The following is a 15,684-nucleotide window of genomic DNA, read 5'->3' as shown; positions in this document are numbered from 1 at the left end:
CGATTTCCATACGGGAAGATACGCCAATATCCTCCCGTATGTTTTTGTTTAAGGGGGTCTGTCTTTCATTGCATTTTTGTTTTAAGGTTAATCAATCAATATATTTCTATTTTACTCTTTTCATCTTTTATATCCGGCGAATCAAGATAACGCCAACGGATTTGAGAAGAAAGCTGGAAATATTCCAGAATACGCTCGAGGCGTTGATTTGTAAACGTGCCAGTAAATGAGTCTCCTTTCAAACGGTCGTTTTTAATAATGAATTCCACATTATACCGCTTCTCCAACATTCGCAATCCCTCTTCGAGAGGAGTATTTCTAAATATAATCTTTCCCTCTTTCCAAGCTATTTCCGACTCACCGGAGGTGGCATAAAGCTGCACTTTACTGTCTCTTATATCATAGACCAGCTTCTGTCCGGGATCCATCAGCACTTTTTTCGAGCCATTGTCAGATGAATAAATAAAACCTATCTTTCCTTCAACCAATGTTGCTGCAATCCGGTCTTCTTTTTCATAAGCCTCTACATTAAAATGAGTTCCCAGTACTTCGATCTGTGATTGGTGGGAAGTAGAAACTATGAACTTCTTTTCCGGGTTCTTGGCTACTTCAAAATAAGCCTCTCCCTGCAATGTTACATTTCTCGTGTCGCTATCGAAGCGTGAGGGATAACTCAAGGTAGATTCGGAATTCAGGAAAACCAATGTGCCATCGGGCAATGTCAGAGAAGTCATCATTCCGGGATTTGTTTTCACTTCCATCATTTGTGCCAATTCCTGTTCGCTTCCTCCCCAATGTTGTACCATCAGAGTAACGAGAAGTGGAATGAACAGCACTGCTGCCGCACGTTGCGCCCATTCCCACCATGTCGTTTTCCTTTGTCTGTTACCTGTCATTCTACTTTTCACCTTTGTCAATGCTTTCTCTGTGTCGACTTTCGTCATGATGTGAACGGTATCTGTAGCAAGATAAAGAGCATGTATCTGTTTGGCCATCCGCCGGTTTTCTTCCGACTCATCCATCCACATCTCAACCTGCAGACGCTCTTCTTCCGTTGCCAGTCCCTCACAATAACGGGGAAGCAATTCTTCTATTGTATTTTTATCAGTCTTATCCATATTCGTATTTTATTGCCTTTTACTATAAGACAAGAGAGACTTGTGGAATTCCTAAACCAAATCTCATTTTTTTTCAGAAAATCTTTGTTTTCTTATAAAAAAGCTATATTTGCAGTGAAATATCAAACTAATACATGAAAGAAGTTCACCTGTCAGAAAGCAATTTCCTATTATCTGCTATACAGCGAGGCGACCAAAAAGCATTTGATGCACTGTTTCGGAGGTATTATCCGGCACTGTGTGCCTACGGCCATCGCTTCGTCGATCTGGAAGATGCGGAAGAAATTGTGCAGGATTCTCTTTTATGGATTTGGGAGAACAGAGAAAATTTGTTTATCGAAACCTCGCTTAGTTCGTACCTCTTTAAAATGATATACCGCAAAGCTCTGAACAAGCTTGCACATATTGACGCCACTCAACGTGCCGACACTCGATTTTATGAAGAAATGCAGGAGATGCTACAAGATACGGATCTTTATCAAGTCGAAGAGTTGACACAACGCATCAAGGATGCCATTGCCACATTGCCGGAAAGTTACCGGGAAGCTTTCGTGATGCATCGGTTCCGGGATATGAGTTATAAAGAAATAGCGGAAATTCTGGGAGTATCTCCCAAAACTGTAGATTACCGCATTCAGCAGGCATTAAAGCAACTACGCGTAGATTTAAAGGATTATCTGCCTTTATTGCTACCAATTCTATTTCCTTAAAATAAACCAGCTATCTATTTTCTTATCTATTACGTTCTATTTACTAAAGTACTAATAGATAACTTCCGTTGTATTAGGGATAAACTTACATTCCCCTACTGCCAAACTTCTTTTTGGCTAAGAGAAATCTATAATTGCAAGCTTCATTTATAAAAACGGAAGTTCTGATTATATAATTGCAAGTTTCGTTTATACAATCAGAACTTGCGTTTATAGTTTCTTCTTAGTCAAAGACAACTTATCCAATAAGGGAAAGGAAGTTTGCAATAAGAGCATAGCAACTTATCTACTGATAGATTGGAGAGAAATAAAGCATTAATTCTGCCGATAAGGTAAGGTAAACCAGAAAGTAGCTCCTTTGTTTTCTTTCGACTCCACTCCTATTTTCCCTCCCAAGCGGTCTACAATCGTATGGCAGATAGAAAGTCCCAGTCCGGTACCTTGCACAAAGGAATTGTACTTCACAAACCGTTCAAAGACATGGATACACTGTTCAGAAGACATTCCACAGCCAGTATCCGACACATAAAAATAAATCGTTTCGGAGTCTAGCAGACGATACCCCATACGAATGGTACCCACTTCTGTAAATTTGATGGCATTAACAATGAAATTGGCAAGTAGCTGAATCAAACGGTTCTTATCCGTATATAATGTACATTCGGGCAGTCTCTCCACAAATGTGAAAGTCACATTATTGTGTCGCAGACGTAACTGCATACTCTGCTCGATTTCTTCAAGCGTCTGATTCACATCAATCAAGGCAGGATAGAAATCGAATGTACCGGCTTCAATCTTCGACAAATCCAGAATATCATTAATCAACTGGAGCAACAAATCCGTATTTGTTTCAATGAGGTCTGCATATTCGGACATTTCTTCACGGTTTTCGACATGAGGAAGCATATTGGATAATCCTACAATAGCATTCAAGGGCGTACGTATCTCATGACTCATATTAGCCAGGAATGCGGATTTCAATTGATTGGCCTGTTCCGCTTTTTCCATTGCTTCATGCAGACGACTATATGCTTTCCGAAGAATGCTGATATAATATATGATAGCAACAATCAGAATTAACAGGAAGATGGAACAGACAATAATTTCAACAGAATACTGCTGAAAAAAAGTCTTGGGCTCATTGACATAAACAGCATCGGCCGGGTAACGGTATGACGGTATATTATGAGCTTTCAATACCGGATAACAAAGATAGGCACTTCCTTTCCCTCCCACTCCACCGGGAATATTCCGGGCCTGTTCACCCTTCAATATCCGATCAAGAATCTCCAGCAGAGAATCGCTGAAAGATTCTGCCGAGACATAGTATCCACCCGCAAAAGTATTGTTCGATAAATCTTCGTGAGAAAGCAGGAACAGAGGCGAAGGAGTAAAATTAGTGATAATCTCCTGAATGTGATCGAAGAGATAGTTGTTATCATTCTCGTTATGCGACTCAAACCATGAATAATAGATAATCCCCGTATTGGATTTATAGCTGCGCAACGTATCGAGTAGCATTTCCGTGGATAATTGAGTGGTGGAAAGAAGCTCCAGACGCAAATCAGGAAAGTTTTCCTCTACGGCTTCTTTCACATCTCGGCGGGTTTCTTCACTGATATACCGATCGTCTGAAATAAAAGCCAGACGTTCCATGTCAGGTATCAGTTTATAAATTAAATCTACGGTCTCCTTGACGTAATAATGCTGCTTCAAGGAAGTGATATTATATTCCCGTCTCCATTCTTCCGCAGAAACACTGTTACTTTCTGTGAGTGGAGCATGAGACAGCAGGATATCCAGAGAAGCAGGCAGACGATCGCGGGCATTTGTCACAACTACCGGGACATCTTCCCATACATCATCAAATAATTCGCGGCAAACAATCCATCCCGGATCTCCAATCATCACGATAGCAGTGGGAGGCTCCGGATACTTCTGACGCAAATGGGTGACTACGGCATTCGCCTCCATCTCATTCACCAGAGCAGGTACGGAAAGCGATTCCGCCTTCACAGAAACTCCTTGTTTCTGAAGAGCATCATGAAGACACCAATAAAAGTTTTTAGCCCAAGGCAGATTGAAATTAATCGAGTTTAAAACCAGTACTTCTTTATTTGTATTTTCGGTTCGGGCTGACGCAGGTGATAAGAATCCTTCAATAAAAAGGAATAATCCAAGGAGGAATGGAATGATCCGTAACGATTGTTTCATTTGTGGTATTCTATAAATAGCGGAAGCAAAGATAGTATTAATTTCTTTAGTGCAAAAAAAAGGCATCCCAAAACGAATTGAGATGCCCTTTATTATATAAAATTAAGTATCAAAGGATTATGATTTCTTCAAAGCCGCAATACTTTCTTTCAAAGAATTAATGATGCTCTCTGCATCGGCTTGCTTCTTACGTTCCAGTTCAAGAACGGCAGCCGGAGCATTATTGACGAATTTCTCGTTGCTAAGTTTCTTCATCACTCCCTGCAAGAATCCTTCTTTATGCTTCAATTCGGCTTCCATACGGGCGATTTCGGCTTCCACGTCAATCATATTACCCAATGGCACGGCAAATTCGGTCGTTCCTATCATGAAAGAAGAAGCACCTTCTGATTTGCTTTCTACCACTGTTACGGAAGACAGGTTACACATCTTGATAATCACCGGATTCAATTTCTCTACCGGATGAGTGCCTACAACCTGCAATTCGAGTTCTTCTTTCAGAGCAATGTTTTTCTGCAAACGGATGCTACGGACATTACTGATGATTTCCTTAGCTACTTCAAACTCTGCCAGGAATTGTTCATTTGCTCCGACCGGTTCAAACAGTTGAGTAACCATCAAACTTTCACCCGGTTCACGCTCACGCAGTTGTTGCCACAATTCTTCTGTGATAAATGGCATAAAAGGATGCAGCAATTCAAGCAGACGCTCGAAAGAGCTAAGAACCATACTATAAATAAAGCCATTAACAGGCTGTCCATAAGCAGGTTTCACGATTTCCAACAGCCAAGAAGAGAATTCATCCCAGAACAGTTTGTAAACCAGCATCAACGCTTCGCTCAAACGATATTTGGAGAAGAGATCGGCCACTTCAACAGCTGCCGCATCCAGTCTTTGGTCAAACCACTGAACTGCCAGATGTGCATCGGTAGGGATCTCAATAGTACCTTTGGCATTTGTCCAGCCCTTAATCAGACGGAAAGCATTCCATATCTTGTTGCAGAAGTTACGTCCCTGTTCGCAAAGTGCGTCATCGAAAAGAATATCGTTTCCGGCAGGAGCAGAAAGCATCATACCCATACGTACTCCATCGGCTCCGTATTTCTCGATCAACTCCAACGGGTCGGGAGAATTACCGAGTGACTTGGACATTTTACGTCCCAGTTTATCACGAACGATCCCTGTGAAGTAAACGTTCTTAAACGGCATCTGTCCTTCGTACTCGTAGCCTGCCATAATCATACGGGCTACCCAGAAGAAGATAATATCCGGTCCTGTCACAAGGTCGCTGGTCGGATAGTAATAGTTGATTTCTTCGTTACCCGGATTGTTGATTCCGTCGAACAAAGAGATAGGCCACAACCAGGAAGAGAACCAGGTATCCAGACAATCTTCGTCCTGACGGAGATCTTCGATTGTCAAGGCGGCATTGCCGGTTTTCTCTTTCGCTTTTGCCAATGCTTCTTCTGCTGTAGCAGCTACCACATAACCGCCCTCCGGGAGGAAGTAAGCAGGAATGCGATGTCCCCACCACAACTGACGACTGATACACCAGTCTTTGATGTTCTCCATCCAGTGACGGTAGGTATTCTTGTATTTTGCAGGATAGAACTTCAGTTCATCGTTCATTACCGGAGGCAATGCCATGTCTGCAAAATGCTGCATCTTGAGGAACCATTGCATAGATAGTTTCGGTTCGATCACTACGTTGGTACGTTCCGAGTAACCTACCTTATTTGTATAGGCTTCTGTCTTGTCCAGCAGTCCGGCAGCTTCGAGGTCTTTCTCTATCTGTATACGAACATCGAAACGATCCATGCCGATATACATACCGGCAGCTTCGCTCAATGTACCGTTATCGTTGAAGATATCAATGCTAGGCAGGTTGTACTTTTCACCCAGCATATAGTCGTTTACGTCATGAGCAGGAGTCACTTTCAGGCAACCTGTACCAAATTCGATGTCTACATAATCATCTTCAATCACAGGGATGGCGCGGTTTACCAGCGGAACGATCACTTTCTTACCTTTCAGCCATTCGTTTTTCGGGTCGTTCGGGTTGATACACATCGCTGTGTCACCCATGATTGTTTCAGGGCGGGTAGTTGCCACTACGGCATAGCGTCCTTCCGGATCACCTTCTACTTTATAGCGGAGGTAATATAGTTTTCCGTGCTCTTCTTTGTAGATCACTTCCTCGTCAGAAAGAGCGGTCAATGCCTTCGGGTCCCAGTTTACCATACGGACACCACGGTAGATCAATCCTTTATTGAACAGGTCTACGAAAACTTTCAGTACACTTTCACTGCGTTTCTCGTCCATAGTGAAAGCAGTACGATTCCAGTCGCAGGATGCACCGAGTTTACGAAGTTGTTTCAGGATGATACCTCCGTGTTCGTCTGTCCAATCCCAAGCATGTTTCAGGAATTCGTCACGAGTCAGGTCGGTTTTCTTGATGCCTTGAGCAGCAAGTTTGTTTACTACTTTAGCTTCAGTAGCAATAGAAGCATGGTCAGTTCCCGGTACCCAGCAGGCATTCTTGCCTTCCATACGGGCACGACGAACTAAAATATCCTGAATGGTATTATTAAGCATGTGTCCCATGTGCAACACACCGGTGACGTTCGGGGGCGGAATGACGATGGTGTAAGGTTCACGGCCATCGGGTTTCGAACTGAATAAATGATGGTCCAGCCAATACTGGTACCATTTTCCCTCCACGTCAGCGGGATTGTACTTACTTGCTAATTCCATATTGTTTTATGTATATATGATAATGTATATTCTAAAATAACGGGTGCAAAATTAATAATTTAAATTCAAATCTTACCACCCTCGGGGTGTTTCTGTGCACGGAAAGAGAATTTATACCCCTCATAAAGAGCGAATCCGTAGAATAAAGCAGTCATTGACATCACATTTTCCAGCATAATAGAGAATATTTCTCCATAGTCTACGCTTACCAGAACGTCAAAATAAGACATTTTATAATCTTGGGAAATATATCCGATAATGGAAAAGAAATCACCCAGGACACAACTAATCAGGGATAATGCCGCACCGATAATTCCGAAAATGGGACGTATTCCTTTCCCTTTCCGCATGGCAAAGCCAACCATAAACCCGATAGCAATGGGCATAAATCCAATCTGACGACCCGTAGAAACAGATATCAGTCCCCATGCCACCGCACCCACAATACAGGCAGCGACTGCGTACAGTACTCCTTTGGAGAGATTCTCTTCGGCAAGCATTTCTTCTTCTGTCATAGATACCGGGAAGTCTTCCGGCTTGGGAGGGGCTAATCTTTCCAGCTCTTCATCTTTCTCAAAACTTTCACATTCTTCTTCAAAAGCAGGAAGTTCTCTGGTACGCTTACAAACAAGACCTTTACCATTCACGAAATCACGTGATACGCAATTCCGGCAATACTTTTCAATTTCTTCTGATGTAGCCATCTCTTATCCGGTTTATGTTGAATGACTTTCCCTATTATACAAGTTATAAAGCCATTGTTAACAGATTTTTTGCAAATATAGAGGTATTTTTTCGCGCGACGTCTATTTAATGCATATTTTTGTTGACTGATATTAGACAAATGATGAAAAAGAAGCCAAATGTAAGATATTTAGCCTTAGGAGCAATCTTAATCCTAGTGTGGCTAACGCAATGGATTCCTGCTCTGGCAACAATCTATTCGCAAACAATCTATCCTTTTATCTCTTACGTTTTGTCGTTTTTTTCCAATTTATTTCCTTTTGCGATAGGAGACTTATTTATCTTCCTTAGTATTGCGGGCGTGATTATTTATCCAATTTATGCCCGTCTCCGTAAAAAGTTGCCTTGGAAGAAAATTTTATTGCGCGACGGCGAATATCTGTTGTGGATTTATGTATGGTTCTATCTGGCTTGGGGACTGAATTATTCTCAAAAGAACTTTTACCAACGAACCGAAATCCCGTATACAGCCTACACTCCCGAAAATTTTCAGGAGTTTGTTGACGACTATATCACCCAATTAAATCGTTCGTACACCCCTGTAAATAGTATCAACCAGGATTTGATACGGGAAGAAACCGTACGAATCTATAATCAGTTAAGTGATAGCCTGGGCGTACACCGACCTCCACACGATCATCCGAGAGTAAAGACCATGTTGTTTACTCCGTTCATTTCCATGGTAGGAGTAACCGGTAGCATGGGGCCTTTCTTCTGCGAATTCACCCTTAACGGAGATTTGCTTCCCGCCAACTATCCTGCCACTTATGCTCATGAACTAGCCCACTTGTTAGGTATCACCAGCGAAGCGGAAGCCAATTTCTATGCCTATCAGGTTTGTACCCGTTCACAGGCAATGGGTATCCGTTTCTCCGGATATTTCTCTGTACTGGGGCATGTACTGGGGAATGCAAAAAGATTACTTTCAGAAGAAGAATATGCAAAACTCTTTCAACGCATCCGACCGGAAATTATTGAATTAGCCAAGAATAATCAAGCCTATTGGGCTGCCAAGTATAGCCCGGTAGTGGGAGCCGTACAGGATTGGATATACGATCTTTACCTGAAAGGAAACAAGATAGAAAGTGGCCGTCAGAACTACTCGGAAGTAGTAGGGTTGTTGATATCTTACCAAGAATGGAAAAAAATGAATTAAATAAATAGATTTATGTCACATACCAGACAAGAACAGATGGAAGCCTTCGGACGCTTCCTGGACATTCTCGACGAACTGCGTGTTAAATGTCCCTGGGACCGTAAACAGACGAATGAAAGTCTGCGTCCCAACACCATAGAAGAGACTTACGAACTTTGCGATGCCCTGATGAGGGATGACAAGAAAGAAATCTGCAAAGAGTTGGGGGACGTATTGTTGCACGTCGCTTTCTATGCTAAGATAGGCTCGGAAACAGGAGATTTTGACATCAAAGATGTTTGCGACAAGCTGTGCGATAAGCTGATTTTCCGCCATCCGCATGTCTTCGGAGAGGTGAAAGCAGATACAGCCGGACAAGTTTCCGAGAACTGGGAACAGTTGAAACTTAAAGAGAAAGATGGAAATAAGAGTGTATTAAGCGGTGTGCCCGCTGCCCTGCCCTCGCTTATCAAGGCTTACCGTATTCAGGACAAAGCTCGCAATGTAGGCTTCGACTGGGAAGAACGGGAACAGGTTTGGGATAAAGTGAAAGAAGAAATAGGTGAATTTCAGGAGGAAGTGGCCAACATGGATAAAGAGAAAGCGGAAGCTGAATTCGGCGACGTGATGTTCAGCCTTATCAATGCGGCACGCCTTTATAAAATCAATCCCGATAATGCACTGGAACTTACCAACCAGAAGTTTATCCGCCGCTTCAACTATCTGGAAGAGCACACCATCAAGGAAGGAAAAAGTCTGAAAGATATGACTCTCGAAGAGATGGATGCCATTTGGAATGAAGCAAAGAAAAAAGGACTGTAACTTCCTTACCGGCATAAAAAAACAGAGGCTCTATTCCCAGCGGATAGAGTCTCCATTTTACTCAAACAGAGCGTCTGTTCATACGAATCGGACGCTCTGTTTTCTTTATTTCTTCTTTGAATCGTCTCCCTTGTCTTTGCTACGATTCATACCTTTTATCATTTCGCGGTGAAAACGCATCTCTGCACGTTGCACGAGAAAAATCTTCTTGCTTGAAAGAATCTTTTTAAACTTACCCAAATAAGTTTTATCAAGCTGGTCGGCAGCAATACGGTTGTTGGCCACTTTCTCGTTGATTTCTGCATATTGAGCTTCCGTCGTTTTATCATCCTTGCCTTTGCGCATCAAATCCCATGACTCATCATTCAGTTTCTTCTTTTTATCCTGGAGTTCAAAATAAACGGGAAAGAACTTGGCTGCTTCTTCTTTATTCAATCCAGCCTGTTCGATAATGAAAGCTTTTTGTTTTGCCCTGAACTCCTCCCGGGATAAATGCTGATCACATCCATCAGCAGCCCAAAGAACAGGCATAAAGCCACATAACAAAACGACCAATGCGATAAGTTTTCTCATTTTCTGTATTCAATCAGTTTTTATAAATCATTCTACACTTGCGTCACTCAAATAAACATATAACGAATAATCATCCAGCATGGCACGATCCACTGCTACATCAATCATTTCGTCAGATACGACTACTTCAGTATCCACTTCTGTCACCGCTACATCATCTGCTGCAGCAGGTTTATGATCTGTTGACGCTACCCGGATAATCAAGGCCGCCCCTACGAACATAGCTGCCATATAGAGCAATGGTTTCAGTCTTGTCCATGTGCTGACAGGTTCTTCCTTAAAAGCAACTTTCTCTTTTTCAGGAAGTTTATTCATTACCTCCGAAGTCAGGTTCTCAAAGTAACCATCGGGCACTTTGAAGGAATTTTCCTTTCCAAGCTTCTTCAATAAAATATCTTCTTCTTTCATACGTTTTTCTCCTCTCTTTTCATTAGACAGTGTCTCATTTAAAAGGTTTAATCTATTTCTTCTAAAAACTTCTCAATTTTCTTCACCGCATGATGATAAGATGCTTTCAGTGCACCGACCGACGTGCCGAAGATTTCCGACATCTCTTCGTACTTCATTTCCTGATAGTATTTCAGGTTGAACACCATACGCTGCTTTTCGGGCAAAGTCTGCAGGGCTTTTTGCAAGCACACCTGTATCTTGTCGCCCGAAAAGTAGGCGTCACTTTCCAGCTTTTGCACAACTACTGCTTCGGGATCGTCAATATCCACGGTAGTCATGGCACGCTGCTTATTCAGAAAGGTAAGACACTCATTCAGCGCGATGCGATAGAGCCAGGTCGACAGCTTCGCCTCGGCACGGAAATAATCGATATTCGTCCATGCCTTGATGAAAGTGTTTTGCAGGAGATCGTTCGCATCCTCATGCGACAGTACCATCCGGCGGATTTGCCAATACAATTGCTCGCTATACTGCCCCACAATCATTTCAAATCCTTTCCGCTGTGTACTCTCCTCCTGAAGGAGTTTCAGAACTTCGCGTTCGTTATAAGGAATCATAATCTCTCGTATCTGTATGTTTATTTATGGTTTCAAATTCAGGTTATTCATCGCCTCTAGTAAGGACGGATCATATTTATAAATGTCCTCACAATACCTCAAATTATTATCGGCAGACAGATAAACCGTCTGATAATCTATAAATAAAGGTATATATTGTTCCAAACTATAATGTTTCAATTCACGATAAGCCGCACTGATGGGCAGCTTCTTTCCCTCTTCACTCACCGGCTTGATATCCATTGCAATACGAATACGGTCTTCCAACAATTCATCCGGCTCTTTCAACAGGAAGAACGCGAAGTCGAGTGCTTTTTGAAGACGGACGCAACCGTGGCTCACCGCACGATTATTCCGTGTAAAAGCCCACCGTGACGGAGTGTCATGCAGATATACGGAATGAGGATTGGGAAAACGGAAGATGATACGTCCCAAGGAATTCCCTGTTTTGTTGTCCTGCTTCACCGTATAAGGTACGCCACTTCCTGCATACTTCGCCCATTTAATACTGTGGGGATCTACCTGGAGTCCATTCTTATCGTATACCTTCATGCGGTTACGGGTAAAATACGTCGTATCTCTGCGGTAAGTAGGAATGATCTCTTTCCGAATTATGCTTTGAGGCACATTCCAGTAAGGATTCAGTTCCATATAATAAATCCTGCTTGACAATAGAGGAGTTTTATTCTTCACAGTCCCTACACAAATACGCATCTCCAGAATAGAGTCTGTTTCTTCGTTGACAGCCTGCAACATAAATGCCGCCACATTGGCTATCACATATTTCTGTCCTTTATCCAATGCATATTGCCAACGTGCCCGCTCCATGTTTACCAATAGGCGGTCGCGATAATAATCCGTAGTATCTGTCACTCCCCAGCCATTCACACGAACCAGTTCTTCCTGCATCTTATGATAAAGCGGAGAAGAGGGTTGCGCCCTACGAAAAGCGGCGTTAGGATTTGCACGCAAAGAGTCGAGAGCAGCCATCGCAAATTTCACATCACATTGTTTCAAAGGAATGTGGTCGATCGAATCATTCCATCTGCGCGCCGAAGGCAGGAATCCAAACTTCAATTGACACACATACGAGAGATAGGCGGCTGTCAACTGATATTCCACGTCTGCCAGCAGGCGGTTCATCGTCTTCCCTTCGCGCAGCTTCAAGGTTCGTATCTGTTGCAATTCCTCACGGATGCTATCGACAGGATACAGATTCGGATTAACTCCATGTTGTGAAATGTTTTCTAACCAGAATAACATCGAGTCTGCCACCTGTACGGCAGGTTTATCGGATATGAGAGAATCGTTCAGCCAAAAGAATTCATCCTTTTCCTGATAATGTGCCAGCAAAACCGAATCCCAGGGAGTTACCGGATTCTCGTTCAGGCCAATACGAATCATCTGATGAATGCTGTCTGCATTTATTTGATAAGCAGGATGGAACAGTTCCCGGAGGGAAGACAAAGAATCCGGTATCGGAGATTGAGGTTTCTCTTTTTTACAGGCTGCCAGGCAACCGAAGAGCAGGATGATTACTCCCCAGAGCAGTCGACTACTTTTCATAGACAGTCCCTCCATCAACGTCAATACACAAATTTTCTTTCGCTAAAATGGTTTGTGGAAAAATGGCAGACGCTTCATGAAGTAAGACAGATTCATCTTCATAACGGGCGGAAAAATGTCCGATCACCAGTTGTCTCACATTGGCATCCAAAGCAAGCTGCGCAGCTTGCGCAGCAGTGGTATGATAAGTTTCCTTAGCGCGTGCCTGTTCGGTCTGTGCAAAGGTGGCCTCATGGAAAAGCAAATCTACATTTTTAATTTGTTCAGCAAGGGACGGACGATAGATTGTATCGGAACAATAAGCATATTTACGCACCGGAGCCGAAGGGCGGGTTAAACGTAAATTAGGTATTACTTCTCCATCGGGAGTTACAAAATCCGCTCCGTTCTTGATGCGGTTCAGTTCATAGACCGGGACTTTATAAAAGTCTACCATGTCCCTGATGATATGATTAGGACGCTGTTTCTCTTCAAAAAGGAAACCACAACAGGGAATTCGATGTTTTAAAGGGATTGTGGTTACAGTCACCGAACGGTCATCGTAAATGAGCATCGGTTCTTTCGTTTCGAATTCATGGAAGAACACCTTATAAGTCAAAGTCTTGCAAAAGAAAGCAAGCATCGGCGCAAACAACTCTTCCAGTCCTCTTGGAGAATGAATATGTAAATCAGCAGTTCTCCCTAATAATCCGAATGTAGAGATCAGTCCCAACAATCCGAAACAATGGTCACCATGTAGATGAGAGATGAAGATATGATTCAATCGGGAAAATTTCAGTCGCGAGCGGCGTAATTGCATCTGTGCTCCCTCGCCACAATCAATCATAAATAGTTTTTCACGCAAGTTTACGACTTGAGAGGTCGCAAAATGTCGCGTAGTAGGCAAAGCAGAACCGCATCCCAATATATGTAACTCAAATTTTTCCATGGTATGCAAAGATAGGACATTTCACATTTAATCTTGCAAAGGAAAAGGAAATATTTCACCCCAGGGTTATACAGATTTTGATAATTTATTTTTAGACATAAGAACAAAAGAACATAAAGGCAGCGCTTTGAAAATTATTTCTGTTGCTTATTGAACTGCTATTTTATTTTTTATTCTTTTGTTCTTATGTCTGAATTAAATTCCCTCTTATCTTCATTTCTTAAATCTGTGGTGAATAAAAAAAGCGCCCCCAAACGGGAGCGCCTTTCATTGGAAAATATTCTATTCAGATTATTTCTTTCCTTCCAACTGTTCTTTCAATGCAGCAAGAGCGTCGATATCGCCCAGCGTAGTTGAAGCAGCCTGGTTCTGGATCATCGGAGAATCTTCTCTCTTGTTGCTAGAAGATGACTTCTTAGCACCAGAAGCAGCTTTCTTTTCTGCTCTTTCTTCAGCCTTAGCTACATCTTCGAAGATACGGCTGTGAGACAGGATGATTCTCTTAGCATCTTTGTTGAACTCGATCACTTTGAATTCAAGTTTCTCATCCAACTGTGCTTGTGAACCGTCTTCTTTTACAAGGTGTTTCGGAGTTGCGAAACCTTCTACACCGTAAGGAAGAGCTACAACAGCACCCTTATCCAACATTTCGATGATTGTACCTTCGTGTACAGAACCTACAGTGAACACAGTTTCGAATACATCCCAAGGATTTTCTTCGAGTTGTTTGTGGCCAAGGCTCAAACGACGGTTTTCTTTGTCGATTTCCAATACCTGAACTTCGATGTCAGCACCAATCTGAGTAAATTCTGATGGGTGTTTTACTTTCTTAGTCCAAGAAAGGTCAGAGATGTGGATCAAGCCGTCAACACCTTCTTCGATTTCTACGAATACACCGAAGTTAGTGAAGTTACGAACTTTTGCAGTATGCTTAGAACCTACAGGATACTTTTCTTCGATAGTTTCCCATGGATCTTGTTTCAGTTGTTTGATACCCAAAGACATCTTACGTTCTTCACGATCAAGTGTCAGCACAACAGCTTCTACTTCGTCGCCTACCTTCATGAAATCTTGTGCAGAACGCAGGTGTTGGCTCCAAGACATTTCTGAAACATGGATCAAACCTTCTACGCCCGGAGCGATTTCGATGAATGCACCGTAGTCAGCCATAACGACCACTTTACCTTTCACCTTGTCACCAACCTTCAAGTCAGTGTCAAGAGCATCCCATGGGTGCGGAGTCAGTTGTTTCAAGCCAAGAGCGATACGTTTCTTTTCATCATCGAAGTCAAGGATAACAACGTTGAGCTTCTGATCCAGTTCAACCACTTCTTTCGGATCGCTAACACGTCCCCAAGAAAGGTCAGTGATGTGGATCAAACCGTCTACGCCGCCAAGGTCGATGAATACACCGTAAGAGGTGATATTTTTAACAGTTCCTTCAAGAACTTGTCCTTTTTCAAGTTTACCGATAATTTCTTTCTTCTGTTGTTCCAGTTCAGCTTCGATAAGAGCCTTGTGAGATACAACAACGTTTTTGAATTCCTGGTTGATTTTAACCACTTTGAATTCCATTGTTTTGCCAACGAATACATCATAGTCGCGGATCGGTTTAACGTCGATCTGAGAACCCGGCAAGAATGCTTCGATTCCGAATACGTCTACGATCATACCACCCTTAGTGCGGCACTTGATGTAACCCTTGATAATTTCTTCATTTTCCAGAGCAGCGTTAACGCGATCCCAAGAACGAGTAGCGCGAGCTTTTCTGTGTGACAGAACGAGCTGTCCTTTTTTGTCTTCCTGATTTTCGATGTATACTTCTACAGTATCACCGATCTTCAGATCCGGATTGTAACGGAACTCATTCAATGGGATGATACCGTCTGATTTGTAACCGATGTTCACAACTACTTCACGCTTGTTCATTGCGATTACGGTTCCGTCAACAACCTCACGGTCGTTCACTTTGTTAAGCGTACCGTCGTAAGCTTTTTCCAGTTCATCGTGGCTAACGTTGGTTACTGTTTCGCCATTTTCATAAGCATCCCAGTTGAAATCTTCAATAGGAGCTACGTTCTTTAAGTTTTCCATTAATAAATAAATTGTTTAA

At 42.5% G+C, this 15,684-nt stretch carries 13 protein-coding genes; 3 read left to right on the top strand and 10 right to left on the bottom strand.

Annotated features, from left to right (window positions below; translation table 11 throughout):
• Positions 1 to 95 precede the first annotated feature (95 nt).
• A complete protein-coding gene (locus tag Bovatus_RS22520) occupies positions 96 to 1,118 on the bottom strand; it encodes a FecR family protein (RefSeq protein WP_004301856.1) in 1,023 nt (340 codons plus the stop codon).
• 134 nt (positions 1,119 to 1,252) lie between these two features.
• Between Bovatus_RS22520 and Bovatus_RS22515 the strand changes: the two genes are divergently transcribed.
• Positions 1,253 to 1,828, top strand: coding sequence for an RNA polymerase sigma-70 factor (locus Bovatus_RS22515; RefSeq protein WP_004301854.1), 576 nt, complete (start codon positions 1,253 to 1,255; stop codon positions 1,826 to 1,828).
• A 315-nt stretch (positions 1,829 to 2,143) separates the two neighbouring features.
• On the opposite strand, the gene Bovatus_RS22510 is transcribed toward Bovatus_RS22515, so the two are convergent.
• The 3 genes from Bovatus_RS22510 to Bovatus_RS22500 all read right to left on the bottom strand — a co-directional run bounded on the left by Bovatus_RS22510 (position 2,144) and on the right by Bovatus_RS22500 (position 7,500).
• Positions 2,144 to 4,042 carry a sensor histidine kinase gene (locus Bovatus_RS22510; protein WP_004325011.1) on the bottom strand — a complete coding sequence of 633 codons (1,899 nt, stop codon included), beginning with the start codon at positions 4,040 to 4,042 and terminating at the stop codon, positions 2,144 to 2,146.
• A gap of 117 nt (positions 4,043 to 4,159) precedes the next feature.
• Positions 4,160 to 6,796, bottom strand: a complete 2,637-nt coding sequence (locus Bovatus_RS22505; protein ID WP_004301852.1) for a valine--tRNA ligase — start codon at positions 6,794 to 6,796, stop codon at positions 4,160 to 4,162.
• Positions 6,797 to 6,861: 65 nt separating this feature from the next.
• Positions 6,862 to 7,500, bottom strand: coding sequence for a hypothetical protein (locus tag Bovatus_RS22500; RefSeq protein ID WP_004301851.1), 639 nt, complete (start codon positions 7,498 to 7,500; stop codon positions 6,862 to 6,864).
• A 140-nt stretch (positions 7,501 to 7,640) separates the two neighbouring features.
• On the opposite strand from Bovatus_RS22500, the gene Bovatus_RS22495 reads away from it, so the two are divergent.
• Complete coding sequence (locus Bovatus_RS22495) at positions 7,641 to 8,696, top strand: DUF3810 domain-containing protein (protein ID WP_004325009.1); 1,056 nt, start codon at positions 7,641 to 7,643, stop codon at positions 8,694 to 8,696.
• A gap of 12 nt (positions 8,697 to 8,708) precedes the next feature.
• On the top strand, positions 8,709 to 9,497 hold the full coding sequence (mazG, locus tag Bovatus_RS22490) for a nucleoside triphosphate pyrophosphohydrolase (RefSeq protein WP_004301848.1): 789 nt from the start codon (positions 8,709 to 8,711) through the stop codon (positions 9,495 to 9,497).
• 105 nt (positions 9,498 to 9,602) lie between these two features.
• Here mazG and Bovatus_RS22485 read toward each other — a convergent pair whose 3' ends face one another.
• The 6 genes from Bovatus_RS22485 to rpsA all read right to left on the bottom strand — a co-directional run bounded on the left by Bovatus_RS22485 (position 9,603) and on the right by rpsA (position 15,665).
• Entirely contained in the window at positions 9,603 to 10,070 is a 468-nt protein-coding gene (locus Bovatus_RS22485) for a hypothetical protein (RefSeq protein ID WP_004301847.1), read from the bottom strand.
• A gap of 27 nt (positions 10,071 to 10,097) precedes the next feature.
• Complete coding sequence (locus Bovatus_RS22480) at positions 10,098 to 10,478, bottom strand: hypothetical protein (protein WP_004301846.1); 381 nt, start codon at positions 10,476 to 10,478, stop codon at positions 10,098 to 10,100.
• Positions 10,479 to 10,525: 47 nt separating this feature from the next.
• Positions 10,526 to 11,077 (bottom strand): RNA polymerase sigma factor, encoded by a 552-nt coding sequence (locus Bovatus_RS22475; protein WP_004301845.1) that lies wholly within the window; start codon positions 11,075 to 11,077, stop codon positions 10,526 to 10,528.
• A 24-nt stretch (positions 11,078 to 11,101) separates the two neighbouring features.
• Positions 11,102 to 12,643 (bottom strand): L,D-transpeptidase family protein, encoded by a 1,542-nt coding sequence (locus Bovatus_RS22470; RefSeq protein ID WP_004301844.1) that lies wholly within the window; start codon positions 12,641 to 12,643, stop codon positions 11,102 to 11,104.
• Positions 12,633 to 13,571: a ribonuclease Z gene (locus Bovatus_RS22465; protein ID WP_004301843.1), complete on the bottom strand. Its 939-nt coding sequence runs from the start codon at positions 13,569 to 13,571 to the stop codon at positions 12,633 to 12,635. The genes Bovatus_RS22470 and Bovatus_RS22465 overlap by 11 nt, the downstream gene beginning before the upstream one ends.
• Before the next feature lie 291 nt (positions 13,572 to 13,862).
• On the bottom strand, positions 13,863 to 15,665 hold the full coding sequence (rpsA, locus tag Bovatus_RS22460; protein ID WP_004301842.1) for a 30S ribosomal protein S1: 1,803 nt from the start codon (positions 15,663 to 15,665) through the stop codon (positions 13,863 to 13,865).
• Between the last annotated feature and the right edge of the window lie 19 nt (positions 15,666 to 15,684).

This window comes from Bacteroides ovatus (assembly GCF_001314995.1).
Taxonomy (GTDB): Bacteria; Bacteroidota; Bacteroidia; order Bacteroidales; family Bacteroidaceae; genus Bacteroides; species Bacteroides ovatus.
Note: the sequence above shows the minus strand (reverse complement) of the source record. Positions and strands in the feature narration are given on the sequence as shown.

Coding starts and splice junctions, on each gene's coding strand:
- Bovatus_RS22485 (WP_004301847.1), bottom strand. CDS start 10,070: ATGAGAAAACTTATCGCATTGGTCGTTTTGTTATGTGGCTTTATGCCT.
- Bovatus_RS22480 (WP_004301846.1), bottom strand. CDS start 10,478: ATGAAAGAAGAAGATATTTTATTGAAGAAGCTTGGAAAGGAAAATTCC.
- Bovatus_RS22495 (WP_004325009.1), top strand. CDS start 7,641: ATGATGAAAAAGAAGCCAAATGTAAGATATTTAGCCTTAGGAGCAATC.
- Bovatus_RS22500 (WP_004301851.1), bottom strand. CDS start 7,500: ATGGCTACATCAGAAGAAATTGAAAAGTATTGCCGGAATTGCGTATCA.
- Bovatus_RS22505 (WP_004301852.1), bottom strand. CDS start 6,796: ATGGAATTAGCAAGTAAGTACAATCCCGCTGACGTGGAGGGAAAATGG.
- rpsA (WP_004301842.1), bottom strand. CDS start 15,665: ATGGAAAACTTAAAGAACGTAGCTCCTATTGAAGATTTCAACTGGGAT.
- Bovatus_RS22510 (WP_004325011.1), bottom strand. CDS start 4,042: ATGAAACAATCGTTACGGATCATTCCATTCCTCCTTGGATTATTCCTT.
- Bovatus_RS22465 (WP_004301843.1), bottom strand. CDS start 13,571: ATGGAAAAATTTGAGTTACATATATTGGGATGCGGTTCTGCTTTGCCT.
- Bovatus_RS22475 (WP_004301845.1), bottom strand. CDS start 11,077: ATGATTCCTTATAACGAACGCGAAGTTCTGAAACTCCTTCAGGAGGAG.
- mazG (WP_004301848.1), top strand. CDS start 8,709: ATGTCACATACCAGACAAGAACAGATGGAAGCCTTCGGACGCTTCCTG.
- Bovatus_RS22515 (WP_004301854.1), top strand. CDS start 1,253: ATGAAAGAAGTTCACCTGTCAGAAAGCAATTTCCTATTATCTGCTATA.
- Bovatus_RS22470 (WP_004301844.1), bottom strand. CDS start 12,643: ATGAAAAGTAGTCGACTGCTCTGGGGAGTAATCATCCTGCTCTTCGGT.
- Bovatus_RS22520 (WP_004301856.1), bottom strand. CDS start 1,118: ATGGATAAGACTGATAAAAATACAATAGAAGAATTGCTTCCCCGTTAT.